The sequence below is a fragment of the Enterococcus sp. AZ179 genome, assembly GCF_050498885.1.
Lineage (GTDB): Bacteria > Bacillota > Bacilli > Lactobacillales > Enterococcaceae > Enterococcus_D > Enterococcus_D entomosocium.
The window spans coordinates 2,235,531-2,253,035 of record NZ_JBMHEO010000001.1 but is presented as its reverse complement, the minus strand read 5'-3'; the positions used below and the strand labels follow the sequence as shown (position 1 = coordinate 2,253,035).

Here is a 17,505-nt window from a genome sequence, read left to right as displayed (position 1 = left end):
GTTATCCACTCCTTCTGTTGCCTATCAAAACGCCTACTCTATACGATTCGTACGGGAATATCGACGGCCTGTAATTGTTTTTTCAGCTCTGGGATTTTTACCTCGCCATAGTGAAAAATCGAGGCTGCCAATCCTGCTTCAATATTTGGCAATTGAAACAGCTCGATAAAATCGGTACTTTTGCCAGCACCACCGGATGCGACGATCGGTAATTTGGTGATTTCGCTGACAGCTTTCAGCAAGTCGAGATCAAACCCCTGCTTCACGCCATCGGTATCCATGCTGTTGATGACTAGTTCACCAGCACCTAACTGCTCAGCTTGGTGAATCCACGCCAATGCTTCTAAGCCTGTATCTTCCCGTCCGCCTTTGGCAAACACATGCCAGTTCTCACCGACACGGCGAACATCAACGGATAAAACAACGCACTGGCTGCCATAGCGTTTCGCGCCTTCTGCGATCAGCTCTGGTCGGCGAAGCGCTCCCGAATTGACGCTGACTTTGTCGGCGCCACAGTTTAAGACTCGCTCAAAATCTGCTACTTGATTGATGCCGCCCCCCACCGTCAAAGGAATAAACACTTCTGACGCCACGCGCTGCAAAATGTCCGTGAATAAGCCGCGTTCTTCTGCAGAAGCAGTAATGTCATAAAAAACCAGCTCATCGGCGCCTTGTTCATTGTAAAAGCGCGCCAAAGTCACCGGATCATTGACATCTTTTAAGCCAGCAAAGTTGACCCCTTTCACTACTCGCCCATCTCGCACATCAAGGCAAGGAATAATTCGTTTGGCGATCATGCTTCTGCCTCCCCTGCTGCTAAGACATCGGCCAATTGGAGACTACCGTTATATAAGGATTTCCCGACGATCACGCCAGAGATCCCCAACTGTTTTAATCCTTTGATATCTGCCAATGAAGCCACGCCGCCAGAAGCCACGATGTCGCAATCCAATTGATTGAGTTTTTCGTATAAGGGCAGATTGATGCCTTCTCCTGTACCGTCACGGGAGATTTCGGTAAAGATGATCGTTTGCGCGCCCCATGCCACCAATTGTTGGCAAAAAGTAAACGCGTCTGTTGCCGTTTTCTCGAGCCAGCCTTCCACTGCCACTTTTTCTTCCTTGGCATCGACTCCAATGGCGATCTTATTGCCGTATTTCTTGAGCATCGCTTTTGTGAATGCTGGGTCTTTCTGGGCAATCGTGCCGAGGATCACCCGATGAACGCCTGCTGCCAAACAATGCTGGATCGTTTCTTCCTCACGAATCCCGCCGCCAACTTCGACAAACAGATTGGTCTGCTGGACGATGTTTTTTGCGATATCAAAGTAATGGAGTTTGCCGGCTTTGGCACCATCTAAGTCGACGAGGTGCAGATAGTTGGCACCCGCTTCTTCAAATGAACGAGCAAATGCCACTGGATCATCCCCAAACACTTCTTTTTGCTCATAGTCTCCTTGGTACAAACGGACCACTTTTTGATCTAACAGATCGATTGCTGGAAAAATTTTCATAGCGGCACCTCCGTAAATGCTTTTAAAATCTTCAACCCGACTGCCCCGCTTTTTTCTGGGTGAAACTGAGTGCCGAAGACATTGTCTTTTTGCACGATACCGGGAATTGCTAGACCATAGTCACTGTCTGCCACGACATACTCTTGGCAATCAGTAGCAAAATAACTGTGGACATAGTAGACAAAGTCTTGTTCCCCTAGCCCGCTGACGAGGGGACTTTCTTTTCTGACAGTCAAACGATTCCAACCAATCTGCGGCACTTTCAGATTCAGTTTGGCTTCTTCAAAGGCGCATTGCATGGAAACGATCCGTCCTGGAATCAAACCGAGCCCCGCATGTGTGCCAAACTCCTCACTGCTATCAAACAACAGCTGCATCCCTAAACAAATGCCTAAAAAGGGTTTGCCAGCTGCTGCCAATTCTTGGATCGGTTCGATCAGCGACAACTCTGCCAACTTTTGGCGAGCATCGCCAAAAGCCCCTACGCCGGGTAAAAGAATGCGGTCGGCAGCTTTTAATTCTGCTAATGAACGCGTGATTCGGCACTCAACACCCAAATAGTCCAGCGAACGAGACAAGCTGAACAAATTGCCGACCCCATAGTCGATGATTGCTAACATAATACGCCCCTTTCCTTATCTCATCCCTCTGTGTGGAAGATACGTAATCATTTTTCCCCTCATGAATCACTGGATCGTCCCTTTGGTTGAAGGGATCTCATCTGGGGCTGCTTGATTGATCGCCACCGCTTCACCTAAAGCACGCCCAAAACCTTTAAAGCAAGCTTCCACAATGTGGTGGCTGTTTTTGCCAGCGATTTGATGGAGATGGATCGTAGCACCTAATTCACGGGCAAAAGCAATGAAGAATTCTTCAACCAACTCCGTATCAAACTGCTGCCCGATTTTTTCACTCGGTATCGCCAACTCTACGACTGCCATGCCGCGACCGCTAATATCGATCGCTGTCATAACTAAGGCTTCGTCCATCGGCAGCAGCATACTACCATAGCGTTTGATACCTCGTCGCTCCCCAAGACTTTCTGAAAACGCTCGGCCAATGGCGATGGCAACGTCTTCTGTTGTGTGATGGGCATCTACTTCTGTATCGCCATCACAAACCAACGTCAAATCAAAGCGACCGTGGCGGACAAATAATTCCAGCATGTGGTCTAAAAACCCCACACCAGTCTTGATTGATTGCTGACCAGTACCATCGATCGTCAACTGCAGGTGGATCTTGGTTTCCGTCGTATTGCGGGTAGCTTCTGCTTTTCTCATTCCTTCACCTCTTCTATGATCGTTGTTAGCACCGTCATCAGTCGTTCCATCTGGGCCTTCGTTCCTACCGTAATTCGTAAATACTCTTTGATGCGGGGCTGATTGAACCAGCGGACGAAGATTTTCTGCTCTTTCAGTGCCTGATACAACTCTTCACCGGCAATCGCAGGGTGCCTTGCAAACAAAAAATTCCCTTGGCTGTCGGTCTGCTCAAAGTCGAATTTCGCTAGGGCTTGCTTGCTCCACTCACGCACGTGGATCGTTGCTTGGATTTTCTCATCGACATACGCTTGTTCCTGCAAAACGGCTGCACCAGCGGCTTGGGTCAAACTATTGACATTGTACGGATTCAAGCTAAATTTCAACCGATTCAAGTCTTGGATCAGTCCTTCATTGGCAACCGCAAAGCCTAAGCGTGCTCCTGCCAGCTGCCGAGATTTCGAAAACGTCCCCACAACCAAGAGATTTGGGTATTGATCGATCAAAGAAACCATTGAAGAGCCGCCAAAATCGATATAGGCCTCATCGACTATCACTAAGCGATCGGGATGCCGTTTTAGAAAGGCACAGATTTCGCTTTGTTCTTGATAAACCCCAGTCGGGGCATTGGGATTGGCAAAAATGACGGTCCCTTTGAGTGAATCGTAGTCCGTTAACGCGATCGAGAAATCTTCTTGCAGCGGAACAACGGTGGCAGCGACTTGGTACAAGGCACTATACACTTGATAAAACCCGTAGGTCACATCGGGAAAGGCGATGCCGTTTTCCGTGAAGCCTTGAAAGAGGTAGGACAAGACTTCGTCACTGCCATTACCGAGAAACAGTTGGGCTGGTGTAACGCCAAGATAGGCAGCCAGAGGGTTTGTCACTACTTCAGCAGCAATATCCGAGTAACGATTCAGCTTTTGGGCGGCATCAGCAACCGCTGCTTGAACACTTGGCGCTGGCGGATAAGGACTTTCATTGGTGTTCAGTTTAATAACGACTTGCTCATCTACTTGTTCCCCCGGTGTATAAGGAGTCAGCTTGTGATACTTTTGATGTAAAAAGGTCATTTTTCTCCCTCTCTTCGTACATTGATCGAACGGGCATGGCCGATCAAGTCTTCGGTTTCCGCGAACAACGCTACAGCTGGACCAGCTGCTTTCATGGCTGCCTCTGGGTAATACAAATAACTGCTTTTCTTAATAAAATCGTCCACTGATAACGGCGAATAGAAACGAGCCGTCCCTTCTGTCGGTAGGGTATGGTTTGGTCCAGCAAAATAATCTCCCAGTACTTCCGGTGTATGGTGACCTAAAAAGACGCTACCCGCATTTTCTACTTGTCCCAATAATGCAAAAGGATCAGCCACCGCTAATTCAAGGTGTTCTGGAGCAATTTGATTGGCAATGGTAAGTGCTTCGGTCAAATCTTTGACCAGAATCAGCTTTCCGCTAGATTCAAGCGCCGCAGCAGCAATGTCTTTGCGGGGCAGTTGCTTCAGCTGCAACTCAAGCTCGGCTTGTACTTCTTCAATCAAAGCTGCTTCTGTTGTGACTAAGATAGCTTGCGCTAAGGGATCATGCTCGGCTTGTGCCAAAAGATCCGCCGACAGCCAGCGAGGATTTGCGCTGGCATCAGCGAGGATCAGCACATCGCTGGGCCCTGCGATCATATCGATATCAACTTCGCCGTACACCATTTTTTTCGCTGTGGCGACATAAATATTTCCCGGTCCGACGATTTTGTCGACTTTGGGAATTGTTTCTGTTCCATAAGCCAATGCCGCTACGCCATGGGCCCCACCGACTTTGTAGATTTCATCCACTCCGGCAACGGAAGCTGCCGCTAAAATAGCAGCCGGAACTTTTCCCTGACTGTCCGTCGGTGTGATCATAACGATTTTTTTGACCCCGGCGATTTTTGCCGGCAGGACATCCATCAAAACCGTACTTGGATAAGCTGCTGTGCCGCCAGGAACATAGACCCCGACTTTTGCTAATGGTAAGACCCGCTGTCCCATCACAACGCCATTTTCCTTCGTTAAGACAAAGCCTTGCTGGACTTGTTTTTGATGAAATGCCAAAATGTTTTCTTTCGCCTGTTCCATCACATTAAGCAGCTCGGGTGAGACGGCATGGACAGCCGCGTCTATCTCCCCTGGACTGACGGTTAAGGAAGACAAGGTCACTTGATCGATTTCCTCAATTAATTGAAACAACGCCTGATCTCCTTGCTGCTGAACACGGGCAATGATTTGGGCGACAATGGTTGAAACATCTTTCGTTTCCGACTGTTTCCTTGCCACAATCGTTTCGATCGTATTTTTTTGGGTCGAAAAAATTCTCATAATTGCTCCCTCACCTTCTCAATCACTGTTTGAATGCGTTCTTGCTTGAAACGCCACGTGGCGTGGTTGATCACTAAGCGCGCTGAAGACGGCGCGATGTCTTGGATCACTTCTAAATCATTTTCTTTTAGTGTCGTCCCCGTTTCGACGATGTCAACGATCACATCGGAGAGACCTAATAAAGGGGCCAATTCAATCGATCCATGCAGTTGGATCAATTCCACTGAGCGACCTAAACCTTGATAAAACTGGCGGGTGATCTGCGGATATTTTGTAGAGACCCGCAGCGGTCGGGAGAAATCTTCCTCGAAATCCTTACGCGCCGCTACGGCCAAACGGCAGACCCCCATATGCAAATCAAGAAATTCGATGACTTCCGCCTTGCTTTCCATTAAAATATCTTTGCCTACGACACCGATATCCGCCACTCCGTGCTCCACATAGATTGCTACATCGCTAGGCTTGACTAAGAAAAAGCGCAGCTTGTTTTCTTCATCACAAAAAATTAGTTGGCGATTGTCTTTGAAGACGCCTTGCGCAGCGACTCCGGCTTTCGTGAACAAATCATATACGGCATCCCCCATGCGGCCTTTTGGCAGCGCAATGTTCAAATAGGCTGAACTTTCGTTGTCAGTCGGCAACTTTTGCCCCACATGATTGAGCTTCATGCCAAATCCGATCGCTCCTTGCGCTTTGCCTTGCCGACTCATCAAGCGATCATAACGGCCGCCATATAAAATTGTCTCTCTTGCTTCTTCGATAAATCCTTGAAACAGCAAACCACTGTAATAATCGGCATCATTTAAAATCGAAAAATCTAACCTTATTCGAATGGAGGATGACAGTTGTTCTTTTTGCAATGCTTGATACAGTTGGTTCAGTTCTGCTAAACCAGCTTGAGCTTGGGGATATTCTGCCAGCAGTTCTTTGGCTTTTTGATACTTGGTTTCAAAATCACCTGACAAACGTACCAGTTTCGCTAATTTTTCAGCTTCTGTTGCTGACAAGCCAGCTTTTTCAGTCAGTGCATCCATGCCATGAGAACTCTTGTCCCGCAGGCAGTGCAATACCTTTTGTCGATCCGCTTCGGGGAAGCGTTGGCAGATGCCATCCAAAATCCCCATATGGGACAGATCCAAGGTCCCTTTTCCCACCTGAGCCAAACTTTCCCACGCCAGTTTTACAACCTCCAGTTGATCTTCCCACGTGATTTGGTCAATGAGCTCCAAACCGATTTGATCGATTTTTTGGTATTCCCCAGCTTGACGATCCTGTCGATAGACATCTTCCACATAATACACTCTACGCGCCTCTCCAGACGGTGTATTTTTGGCAATCGACAAGGTAACATCGGGTTTTAGAGCCATCGTCCTGCCATCCGTGCCTGTAAACGTGATGATGGAAGAACCACGCAAAAACTGATCATTTTGCTGATAGTTGCGATACTCTTCAAAGTTGTTCGAGTGATAAGGTGAAAAATGATGCTGCGTATACAATTTTCTTAATTTCAGTTCGACTTGTTCGGCTGGTTTCAATACATTCCATAACTCTTCCACACTTATCACTCCTATTTCATGCCACTGATCCGGCTTTCTCACTGTTAAAGGCTCGCTTTATCATCGATTCACCATCAGTTTTTCTAATAATACTAATGGTTTTGCCATAAATAAGCAATGGTATTTTTCGAAATATTCTGGAATTTTAGTCGATTTCAAGAGAACATAGCGATGTCGTTTCTTTGTTGACGATTATTCCATCGAAACTGGAAGTCAGTTTTCCTTTCTTAATGAAGTAACTTAGTACTTGTGCATCCTCCATCACTTAGTTGCACAACCATAAAAAAGTCCGAAATATACGACCATCTTGTTTCAGAAACTCGTTATCGATTACTCTATCCTTTGTACCGTACAAAGAATTGGCGCAAATGAAGCGATGATATGACAATCACCCAAAACGTTCATTGTTGTACTTATCGCTTATATTGCGGCACAAAAAGCACACTCAGAAGAATCAGAGAAAACAGCTAAATAGTACATGCTCTATAGCTTAATAAGGAGAGAAAAGTAAATGAACAAACTTATAGGAAAACAAATCTCATGGAACAACGCTTTACTAGGAACAGTCCTCGCAGGTATCGGTTTGGTCGGTCTTTTGTATGCCCCTGCCATCGTCAGCATCTTCTCATTATCGATTGCCAGCTATTTGGCATTACGGCTGGTTTACGGTAATGAGGCAGTCAAGCAGCTCTTTGGAAAACCCATCGCGCCAGTGAAGACGATCAGCAAGTATGTTCTTTTAAACATCCTGATCAGCTTCCTCGTTTCTCTCGTTTTGCAATATGGACTAAAATGGGATCTTCACGGAAATCCAGTGAACGAAGGCTTTCAATGGTTGACTCTGCTAGTTATTCCAATCATGTTACTTGGAGAAGAACTCTTTTCTATCTTCTTTTTAGCGATCTTTTCTAGTAAATGTACCTTGCCAATTGCCAGCATCCTTTCCGCGATCATCTTTGGCTTGGTTCATTACAGCACTTATGACAACGGCAATGTTTTCCATACCTTGATCCATATTCTTTTCATTCAAGGAGTGGCGCGCTTGCTATTTAACCAAGCTGCTATCAAGAGCAACTCGATCCTGACTAGTTGGGGCACACATGTCTTGTTCGACCTGTTTGCTATTTTAGTGGCTTATCTGACTGCTTGAGAAGAAAGAAAAAGACTGATTCAATTGGAATCAGTCTTTTTTGATACAACAAATAGTTACTTGTGTGCCCCTCCTTGAAAGGACGCATTGATCGCTTTTGTGCCTTTCACAAGGTTGGGTGTTTGTTCTATTCGCTGCGTTTCATAAGAAAATGGTCTTACTTTTTAAAGGTACCCTCTTTTACTTTCTCACAAATTTCTGCCTCACTGTACACCTTCATCAGCCGTTTGACTTCGCCTTCGATGTTGAAGCGCAAGGCTTCTGTCGCCTTCAGATTTTTCAATGCTTGTTCAAGATAACAAAAAAAGGTTGTTTCCTTCATTCAACTCAGCCTCCTTGTCAATCGTTGGTTTTACCGATCAGTTTACCAACATCGCTCAACTCCTGATCAATTCCTCCAGGAAACAAAAGGATTGTGCAGACATCTGCTTCTTAGTAGTTACACGAGGCCGTGCTTTTGGAGCGCTTGCGCAATCCCGCCGTCTTCTGGTCGAGCCGTCACCTCGTCAGCTACTGCCAATAGCTGTTCACAGGCATTGCCCATTGCAATTCCCGTCGCAACAGCTTCAAACATTTCGACATCATTATGGCCGTCACCAAACGCCAAGGTATCTTTGTTATCGATCCCTAAATGGTTCAAGAGAAAATCGATGGCTGTTTTCTTGTGGATATTCTTGATGCCGATCTCGCCGCTATCTTTGCCAAAAACAGGTACCGTACTGCGAATCATTTGGAATTGTTCGTGGTATTGGTCATGGACCCGTTCATAAGGAATGGAATGATTGATAAAGGAAACTTTGTTCACGTCATCGTAATCGATTTTCGCTTCGTCCTCAATCAGTAAATCAAGGAACCACTGAATAGTTTGAACGCGTTGTTTTCCTGCTTTACTTTCAACAGACTCACCTGCTAAGACGATCTCCAGCAAACGATTTCTTAGATTGGTACTTGCAAATAAACCTTGGTTCGATTCCAAGTAATACTCGATTTGGTTTTCTTTTAAGAAATCAATCAATCTTAATAAAGCTTCTTTTTCAAAAACTTTGTGCAAAATCACCTCATTATGCACCTCACAATAACCGCCGCCGGCACCAATCATCCCACTTAGGGGCAGTGCCAACACGTCTTCTGTAATTTCGGCCTTTGAACGACCGGTACATAAGAAAAATTCATGGCCTTTCTTATGCGCCGCTGTGATCGCTTGGCGTGCACTTTCTGGTACATTTCCAGCATCATCACATAATGTTCCATCTACATCTAAAAAGACAATTTTTTTCGTCAAATCATTCCCTCTTTTCTCACTCAATCAATAAAGCGCTCACATGAACGTACTTGCCGAACACAAGGTGTCAAGATCAGCTCCTTAGAATTAGTATAACAAATCACAAGGAAAGTGCGCTAGACTATTTTACTAGATCATAAGATGGGATTCTGTTATTATGATCGCTCTTTCTATTCCTCTACTCCCGTGTTCATCGCGTTATTGCTCCATGTGTTCTTTCTTGAGATGGTTGAATTATCCTAAAATATGCTTACTCCTCACTTAAATAAATTAAACTCCATTTTGGTACTTGATTGTTTTTTTGACCTGTAAGCTCGCGATAATAAGATTTTTTATCATTTTTGATCATACAAATAATTTCATGCTCATCCATACAAAACTCTTTGCATAGGTTTGTTCTACTATTTTCAAAAAGTTCCAGTAAAATTTGAATCTGCGCATCTATTGCTAGAAGTGCTTTGAGCTGAACAAATAAACTCTTTGATTGATCATAGTAAATGTGCTCAAATTCATCACAGAGTTCTTGATAATAATGAAAGATTTTTGGGTAATCAGTCAATACCCCTACACTTAGCAACACTTCTTTTGAATAACACAAATAGTCTTTCGGTTCCTTGATATTTTCTGATATCATATCCTTACTCCTTTACATCTATGTTTTTTTGGTGAAAGTAGCGCTATCCCTTCTGCTCGCTTTGATTTTCTTCCGATAGGTTTTTTAATTGAAGCTTAGCTGTCCAAAAACCACTAAAAATGATTGGGTCTTTAGCTCTTACCAATGCAGACACATTAAGAAAATCAGTTACGCCTATTATAGTTTCCCTTTCAGATTCTCTTATAATTACTTTTTATTAAATAAAAGAAATAAGAGTGAAAAAGAGGCGGCCCCGTTCCCTTCTGCTAAAAAGTAGTGCCCGAATGCAACTAGATCGTCTCTAATGACAAGAAAATGACTATAATATCCATAAAAATCAACAGATAGCTAAAATTGTTGCTTCATGTAAATAGACGCCCCATATCCATACCAACAAAAAAACCAATAATCGAATCTATCGATCATTGGTCGAAACCTCAAATATACTGCTGGAAGAAGACGTTCAGTCCATTCTATTTTTCACGCTACAGATCAAAAATAGAAATGATTTTTAAACTGTATCAGTAAAAATAGATCAAGCATAGATATAATCTAAAATATCCTGCGGCGCTTCTGCCAAAGCATCTGGTTTGTCAGCGGAAAGTTTTTTCGCATCGTGGCTGCCCCAGGTAACAGCGATGGTTTTGACACCGGCTGCTTTGCCCATCTGGATATCAAAAATAGCATCTCCTACCATGATCGTCCTTGTCGGATCAAACTGATACTGAGTTACTACTTTATTGATTCCTTCTGGATGAGGCTTGTAGTGGGACACCGCATCTGAGCCGATGATTTCTTCAAAGAACGCCACCAGGTTCTGAGCAGCCAAATTTCGTTTGACGACCGCTGTCTTCTTACTTGAAACCACGAAACAAGGAACCTTTCGTTTCATTAAGATTTCTAGGACATGGGGAATTTCAGGAAATACGTTCAAGGTACTTTCCTCGTATGTTTGATAATAGGTACGAAAAACCCGAATCAGTTCCGTTGCTGTTTCTTGATCCAATGGCTGTTCTGACATTTTAAAAAACGATTCTTCGATCGGTATCCCCATGTAATGTTCAATGACTACCTCACTCGGTACTTTGAGTCCCATCTCTGTAAAAGCTGCTTTTGTCGCCTTGATGCTGCATTCTCTCGAATCTAATAGGGTTCCGTCTAAATCAAATATCACACACTCAATCTTCTTCACGACATTTCCTCCTCTGAAAGATACTACAGCACGTTTCTCCAAAGTGCTTTTTAAATCCTGTAGTATTCCTTTTCATTACTGATTATCTCTATTTTAACACTAAAAAAAAGCATTATCATAATTTTCGATACCATCATTTATTTAATACTAATATTTTTATATAAAAAACGACTCAATTTGAAAACAGAGTCGTTTCTACCTGAAAAGCAGTCGAAGCTACAAAGAGGTCTATTCGTGAGAAATAAGGCTTCGATGCTCTTTTGATCACACAATTTTCTTTTTATTGTAAGATATAGCCTTTGCCCCAAGCGGTACGAACCCGTTTTTCAGTGTAGTCGTATTCATCTAATTTTTCATTGATTCGTTTCGCTAATATTGACAACTGAGATTTTCTCGAGTTTGTTCCACCATTTCCCCAAATTTTCCAACACAGGTCTTCTCGGTTAATAAATTGCTCTTCTCCTAAATTGTTAAAAAAGATCTGTTCTTGCAGACTAAGAAATTTAGGAAAGGATTCTTTCGTGACGGATGCTTTTTCTAACTTACGACTAATTGGTGGTAGTGCAGCCAAAAATTCTCTCAGCTCGACAAAAGAGCGATTCAGGTACGTGGCATTTTCAGCTTTTTCCATCCTACCTTCTTGTTCAATATTCCCTGGCAAGATACGGACGATTCGTTTTTGATAATAAGGAGCCAACGCCTGATTGATCAATAAAAATTCTGGATCTGCAATCGTTTCACTGACAAATAAGCAGTCAAATAATTTGGCGCTTTCTATCAACCATTCCGCCTCTTCTGTATTTTTCCCTACGAACACTTCATGACTCAAAATCTGTAACTCCCGCTGCAAATCAATCTCATATGATATATTTTTCGTCAGTATAATAATTCTCATGACACATCCTGCTTTCTTTCCCTTTTATTCAGAAATCATCTACTGAATCCTTTCCGACTCATTTCTGAATGCTTTATGTTGACATTATTACTTATTTTTATCAGTTTGAGGTGTCATTTTTTGTTCATAAATGATAGTCTACTGTCATGTTTTGTTGGAAGGAGCGCCATTCGTTTCATGATTCGTTTTCTCGAAAGCTAATAAAAAAGCAACCTGTTGGTCAGGTTGCCTTATTAGTCAATTTGATTTTCTTTTTGCTGCTCCCACTTCAAATCTAACAGCTCCAGCATTTCATGGTAGGCGGTTTCTATGCGCTGCCGTTTTTCTTCAGTAACACGTTTGGCGTATTGTCCATCCGGTAGATAATCTTCGGCCAAGTAAACTTGAAAATCAAAGGCCTGCAAGACGCCGTATTCTGGATCATAATAGGTACGATCAGGGATCGGCTCTTTGGAGACCCAAGTTGGATGTAAGGCAATCTTACTTAAATAGGTCCGAGCTCCCTGTTTGGTGATCTCAACTTCTGGAATGACGCCGCGTTCGGTCCAATAGTTGTTATTGACGGTTTCATAACGTTGATTCGACAATAAGTTCCCCATTGAATAAATGATAAATTTCTTTTCACCGTCCTTTTCGATGATTTCGGTTGGTTCTGCTACATGCGGATGGCCGCCGAAAATAATATCAGCACCAAAATCGATCATCTTCCGATAAACAGTTTGTTGTTCTTCCGTTGGTTCTAAAGAATACTCGACACCAGACTGAGGCATCACGATGGTGATATCCGCCAAGGTTTCCGCTTCTTTGATCTCTGCTTCCACTTTATCGAGGGACAAGTCTTTCAAATAGGTGTCATACTCTGCTTGAGTTAAGCTTTCTTCAAGTCCATTGAAGCCATAGGCATAGGCCAAGAGAGCAACTTTGATCCCGTTGACTTCTTTGACCAAAATTCCACTATTGTCGACCGTGACACCAATCGTTGCCAACCCTTGATCGTGAAAAGCAGCCGCCGTTGTTTTGACTCCTTCGATTCCCGTATCTAAGATATGATTATGAGCAAGATCGATCACATCAAAGCCCGCATCTTTGATGCTGGCAACGGCATCGATAGGCGCGTTGAATAAGGGAAAACCGCCAAGCGGTTTATTAGGATTGATGGTTCCTTCAAAATCACCCAGAGCAAGATCCGCCGATGCAATTAACGGTTTGACTTGCTCAAAATCATTGTCAAAATCATAACGCTTTCCATCGTAAGCGCTTAAATAAACAGGTGTATGATAAAGCATATCGCCACTAGCTGTCACTGTGATGGTTTTTACTTCTGGCTTTGTTTCGGTAGAACTACTTGATTCTTGCATTGGCTTAGTCGGTTTTGTCGATTCTGCTGTAAGACGCTGTTCGGGGATGCTTGTCGCTTGAATCACTAGATAAATCACTCCGAATGTGATCGCCAATAATGCTACACTTAACCCAGCAATGATCCGCTGGCGTTTCTGACGCTCCCGTCTTCGTTGTTGTCTCATGCCCTCACCCTTTCACTCTGCTTTATCAAAAGCCTATCTTCGTTTACGTTCTAACTAGGTTCCCTGCTCCCTTTCCTACAAATCCCACTAAATAATATCTTTTCATTAAATAATTATACTATATTTAAGATCCCTTTAATAGATCGTTTTTTAAAGAATAAAAAAACAGCCCGATCGTGATCGAACTGTTTCTCCACTTCTATGGTAGCTGATTTCCGAATGAATCTTTCTTGTAGAACTGGACTAACCTCAAACGGCATAAATTAGTATCATTAGATAATCCTTCGGCTGTTAACAGTTCTGGATGACATCCCTCGCTTTCGGATGAACAGCAGCAAACGATGAAAGCAAATTACTCCCCTTCGCACGCTTCTCTCAATAAAGACCAAAGAGTATATGCTTTATTCTATAATACTTACAGTTTTTTCGAAAAAATTTATACAACAGCAGTACGTAAAATCTCTGCAAACCAGTGATAAACTGTTTCCGGACATTCATGTTTTTCTAATTCTCGAAAAAAGTCTTTGGATTCAATAAGGGTAATAAACTGAGTCATCGCATTTAGATGCTGCTTGCTGTCTAACGCAGAAAGAGTAAAGATGTACTTTACAGGAATCGTTCCTAAGACATATACTTCAGATTCTAACGTTGTCAATCCCATGCCAAGTTTTTTTGCACCTGCTTCAGGAACCGTATGCGGTAAGGCAACTTGATCGACTATCACCATATAAGCACCTTCTGATCTGGTTTGTTGAATGATCGAATCGATGTAATTTCTAGTGATGATCTTTCTTTCAATCAATGGATTGGCTGCGAGATAAAAGGCCTCTTCCCACGTTCTGGCTTTTTTGTTTAATTGTATCAATTCTGGACGCATCATATCCAACAGCATTGCAGGTTCTTTTGTCTTTTTTTCTTTTTGAGACATGATAGATGCCGTTGGCGAGCAGGTCTCTTGTACAAATTTCTCTAAATGATGCCGCAGAGCTGACTCGCTGGTAACCGTTGAATATTGTTGAATAACTTGCATCAAGCCGTCGATCGTAACAGTATTGGGCTTTATACTTGTACTGGTTTCGAATTTGACATCTAAAAACAACTGGGTTCGTTCCTCGTAAGACATGATCGGGTTTACTACAAAAATCGGTTTTTTTAACGGATAAAGTTGAAAGTTGGGTTTTGTCGTAAAAATGATATCGTAAGACTGATCAAATGAATGCAGTTCGCTTGTTTCAATCGGTCCCAATAAGATAAAAGAGGGAAAGATTTCCTTTAATTCATTGTAAATGATTGCTGAGCTTCCAATACCATTTGGGCAAACAACGACCCCCACTTTTTGTTGCACCATATATTCTTCAGAATTCCTGATCAAAAGCGCAAAGTGCATTGTTAAAAAGGCTACTTCTTCATCTGGAAGCTTTGAATCAAAGCTATCACTGATTGGTCTCAAGGTTTCTTTTACGATCTGATAAAGGTCATTATATTTTTCAAAAATTTTCTCCTGCATAGGATTGATGATCGGTAATCGAAACAGCATTCGGAAATAGGTCGGTCGAAAATGACTATATAATTGCTTGATGACAGAGTGTTTATCCTTGAAACGAATACCTGAAAGCAATTCAAATCGCTCGACGATTCTTTCTACCAAGTCAATGATGACCAAATTTCCTTGAAGCCATTCCTTTTCATTCCCTAATGCCATTCCCAGGACCCACCCACAGAGATAGTTCTTTTCTATACTATTCATCACCCCTGCGTTTTCTAAAATTTCTTCAGCAAAGCGGTACTCCTTCATTTTTACTAACTCATGATCATTAGAAAAGGGCTTTAGATCAAATTCATTCAAGCCCATTCTTGGGTATAAAAAAATAAGGATATAGTTCAATTCAATCAACCTATTTTCAACTAACTCTATCGCATGTTTTTCTAAAAGAAGAGAAAGATAGGTGTCCTGCTCATCCGCCAATTGTATTCGTTCGTTATGAATAAAGTAACGGTAAATAAAATCATCATCCTTGCTAGTCACATCTTCCAAAATCATTCGAAATAAAGCGTAACGAATCATCAGTTCATCACCTGCTAAGTGATACCCCTCTTTTCTTGAATAACTGATTGAAATATCGTACCCATGTAATTCCGCTTGTAATTTGCGCAGATCACTCATAAAGGTTGTTTTGCCGATTTTTAACGCATCTAAAAAATGGTTGACCGACAGATAGTCTTTCTCGTAGTAAAAGAGCGTCAAAAAGATATATTTTCCTCGTTCTTTTGAACTCATCTCATAATACTTAAACATACGCTCACGTAAAAATGACTCCAACAAATATTCCTTGCTTTTTTCAGGCAGTCGAATCACACTTTCCTTATTCACGCTAAGTGGTAGTTTTTGGGCAGATAGAAACTGGTTGATTTTATCAATGGTATACTCTATTTGAGTGCGGTTCATAGAATAATTCCGCTGAAGATAATCGTAACTGATGGTCGGTTTTTCAATCAGAGCCATCATCATCTTTCTCGTCCTATAGTCAATTTTTACCATCAATGTTCCCCCATTTCTGCAGCCTACTGTTCTACTTTCAATGTAAATCCTTCCGCTTGTACATATTTTTGAAGCACTTGATCTACCTGCTGCTTTTCTTCTTTCGTAAGATCTAGAACAGGCAGTTTCGGTAACCCAACATCCTGTCCGATTGCCCGCAAACAGTATTTCAGCCCAGACGGAATCGTTGAGCATTTGCAGGCTTCTCTAAAATCATCAATACTTGCTTGTTCTTGCCGCGCTTGTTCTATGTTTCCAGCTACAAATTGTTCATAGATCGCCACATCTGTTTTCGTCAAAACATTTGCGGTTGAAGCCACAGAGCCATCTGCTCCTAACTGTAATGCTTCTAAAATCTTAGAGTCGCTTCCCATCAGCAAAGAGAAATCCTCTCGATGATTTAATTCAAGATAGCCCTTGAAGTTTTCTAGATCACCGCTTGAATCTTTTATCCCAATGATCGAATCAATTTTGAGTAATTCCGAGAAAACATGACGATTGATGAAATTTCTAGTATTTGGCGGAATATTGTACAAAATGATTGGTAGTGTCGTTTGCTCAGCAATCATTCGGTAGTGATGGATCAACTCCTCATCGGTATATTTCAAAAGATACGGCGTAATGATGGAAGCAGCATCAACGCCGATTTTTGCAAACTCATTTACTAACTCAATCACTTTATTCGTTGCGATATCTCCGGCACCTGCAAATACTGGTACTCTGCCCGATACTTCATCGACAACGATTTTTGCAAACTGGATTTTCTCTTCTTTGCTTAAGGTATGAAATTCGCCATTGGTTCCTAAAATAAACAACCCGTGGACACCACCAGCAATCAAATGCCTTACAAGCTTTCTGGTGCCCTCTTCATTGATGCCGTTCTCATTTAATGGTGTGACCATTGCTGGTATAATTCCTCTGATTTTCATTGCGTAAGCTCCTTTTTTGTCGTTGCTCCTAAGCTTCCCCCTGGATGCCATTTAAGGTAATCTTCTAAATTGATTTCTTTTGCTTCTTGCAGCAACACCGACAGAACCTGCAGCTGGATCATTTGGGCGATCACAGAGGAACGTGGCGGTTTATTCAATGAGTCCCCTTCTTGGGAAACATAAGAAGACAATGTGACTTCAGCACAGGAAGCTAGGGAAGAATCTTCATTTCCTGTTACCGCTAAAATTACAGCGCCATTGGCTTTTAAGGCAGCAAGTGCATATTCTAATTCTTTGGTGTTCCCACTATTACTTATCGCAATCACTACATCGCCAGCCACGACTTGTCCTGCCGATCCGTGCACAGTTTCGGTTGTGTCTAAAAAATAGGTTGGCGTGCCGACAGATGAGAAAAGTGAAGCTGCATAGCCTGCTACATAGGAACATTTTCCCACGCCTGTTACATGAACACGCTTATGATTTTTTTCTGCATGGAGAATAAGTTCTTTGGCCTTCACCATCTGTTGATAGACTTCTTCTTCTTCAAGCCGATAAAATTGAGCATCGCTTTGGGCTTTTAAATTCGTACTATATTCAAACAAAACGTTTTTTTCATTCAATACAGATTTTCCTTCCTTATAGCAAGGAGAAATTGTATCCACCTTTCTCCTTGCTAATCA

At 42.5% G+C, this 17,505-nt stretch carries 17 protein-coding genes; 1 reads left to right on the top strand and 16 read right to left on the bottom strand.

Annotated elements, in window-relative coordinates; all coding sequences use genetic code 11:
• Positions 1–38 precede the first annotated feature (38 nt).
• The 7 genes from hisF to hisG form a co-directional block, all read right to left on the bottom strand.
• Entirely contained in the window at positions 39–797 is a 759-nt protein-coding gene (hisF, locus tag IGI88_RS10720) for an imidazole glycerol phosphate synthase subunit HisF (protein ID WP_008377137.1), read from the bottom strand.
• The gene (hisA, locus tag IGI88_RS10715) at positions 794–1,513 is read right to left on the bottom strand and encodes a 1-(5-phosphoribosyl)-5-[(5-phosphoribosylamino)methylideneamino]imidazole-4-carboxamide isomerase (RefSeq protein ID WP_016611981.1); all 720 of its coding nucleotides are present in this window, start codon (positions 1,511–1,513) and stop codon (positions 794–796) included. Before hisA ends, hisF begins: the two co-directional genes overlap by 4 nt.
• Positions 1,510–2,133 carry an imidazole glycerol phosphate synthase subunit HisH gene (gene hisH / locus IGI88_RS10710; protein WP_016611979.1) on the bottom strand — a complete coding sequence of 208 codons (624 nt, stop codon included), beginning with the start codon at positions 2,131–2,133 and terminating at the stop codon, positions 1,510–1,512. Before hisH ends, hisA begins: the two co-directional genes overlap by 4 nt.
• 66 nt (positions 2,134–2,199) lie before the next feature.
• Positions 2,200–2,793, bottom strand: a complete 594-nt coding sequence (hisB, locus tag IGI88_RS10705) for an imidazoleglycerol-phosphate dehydratase HisB (RefSeq protein ID WP_061053828.1) — start codon at positions 2,791–2,793, stop codon at positions 2,200–2,202.
• On the bottom strand, positions 2,790–3,848 hold the full coding sequence (hisC, locus tag IGI88_RS10700) for a histidinol-phosphate transaminase (protein WP_008377129.1): 1,059 nt from the start codon (positions 3,846–3,848) through the stop codon (positions 2,790–2,792). The genes hisB and hisC overlap by 4 nt, the downstream gene beginning before the upstream one ends.
• Entirely contained in the window at positions 3,845–5,125 is a 1,281-nt protein-coding gene (gene hisD, locus IGI88_RS10695) for a histidinol dehydrogenase (protein WP_008377127.1), read from the bottom strand. The genes hisC and hisD overlap by 4 nt, the downstream gene beginning before the upstream one ends.
• Positions 5,122–6,681, bottom strand: a complete 1,560-nt coding sequence (hisG, locus tag IGI88_RS10690; protein WP_086299159.1) for an ATP phosphoribosyltransferase — start codon at positions 6,679–6,681, stop codon at positions 5,122–5,124. Before hisG ends, hisD begins: the two co-directional genes overlap by 4 nt.
• Positions 6,682–7,192: 511 nt before the next feature.
• On the opposite strand from hisG, the gene IGI88_RS10685 reads away from it, so the two are divergent.
• On the top strand, positions 7,193–7,831 hold the full coding sequence (locus IGI88_RS10685; protein ID WP_016611971.1) for a CPBP family glutamic-type intramembrane protease: 639 nt from the start codon (positions 7,193–7,195) through the stop codon (positions 7,829–7,831).
• A 157-nt stretch (positions 7,832–7,988) separates the two neighbouring features.
• Here IGI88_RS10685 and IGI88_RS10680 read toward each other — a convergent pair whose 3' ends face one another.
• From IGI88_RS10680 to IGI88_RS10640, 9 genes are all read right to left on the bottom strand, one after another.
• Positions 7,989–8,153 carry a hypothetical protein gene (locus IGI88_RS10680; RefSeq protein WP_008377119.1) on the bottom strand — a complete coding sequence of 55 codons (165 nt, stop codon included), beginning with the start codon at positions 8,151–8,153 and terminating at the stop codon, positions 7,989–7,991.
• A gap of 117 nt (positions 8,154–8,270) precedes the next feature.
• Positions 8,271–9,113 (bottom strand): Cof-type HAD-IIB family hydrolase, encoded by an 843-nt coding sequence (locus IGI88_RS10675; protein ID WP_086299158.1) that lies wholly within the window; start codon positions 9,111–9,113, stop codon positions 8,271–8,273.
• Positions 9,114–9,363: 250 nt separating this feature from the next.
• The gene (locus IGI88_RS10670; RefSeq protein ID WP_016611968.1) at positions 9,364–9,747 is read right to left on the bottom strand and encodes a DUF7006 family protein; all 384 of its coding nucleotides are present in this window, start codon (positions 9,745–9,747) and stop codon (positions 9,364–9,366) included.
• Between the two features lie 535 nt (positions 9,748–10,282).
• Entirely contained in the window at positions 10,283–10,939 is a 657-nt protein-coding gene (locus IGI88_RS10665; RefSeq protein ID WP_176273466.1) for an HAD family hydrolase, read from the bottom strand.
• A gap of 280 nt (positions 10,940–11,219) precedes the next feature.
• Positions 11,220–11,834 carry a hypothetical protein gene (locus IGI88_RS10660; protein WP_005237455.1) on the bottom strand — a complete coding sequence of 205 codons (615 nt, stop codon included), beginning with the start codon at positions 11,832–11,834 and terminating at the stop codon, positions 11,220–11,222.
• 233 nt (positions 11,835–12,067) lie between these two features.
• The gene (locus tag IGI88_RS10655) at positions 12,068–13,357 is read right to left on the bottom strand and encodes a CapA family protein (protein ID WP_086299156.1); all 1,290 of its coding nucleotides are present in this window, start codon (positions 13,355–13,357) and stop codon (positions 12,068–12,070) included.
• Positions 13,358–13,793: 436 nt separating this feature from the next.
• Positions 13,794–15,896: a BglG family transcription antiterminator gene (locus IGI88_RS10650; RefSeq protein ID WP_016611965.1), complete on the bottom strand. Its 2,103-nt coding sequence runs from the start codon at positions 15,894–15,896 to the stop codon at positions 13,794–13,796.
• A 23-nt stretch (positions 15,897–15,919) separates the two neighbouring features.
• Entirely contained in the window at positions 15,920–16,825 is a 906-nt protein-coding gene (dapA, locus tag IGI88_RS10645; RefSeq protein ID WP_086299155.1) for a 4-hydroxy-tetrahydrodipicolinate synthase, read from the bottom strand.
• Positions 16,822–17,487 carry an SIS domain-containing protein gene (locus IGI88_RS10640; protein ID WP_005237461.1) on the bottom strand — a complete coding sequence of 222 codons (666 nt, stop codon included), beginning with the start codon at positions 17,485–17,487 and terminating at the stop codon, positions 16,822–16,824. Before IGI88_RS10640 ends, dapA begins: the two co-directional genes overlap by 4 nt.
• Positions 17,488–17,505 lie beyond the last annotated feature (18 nt).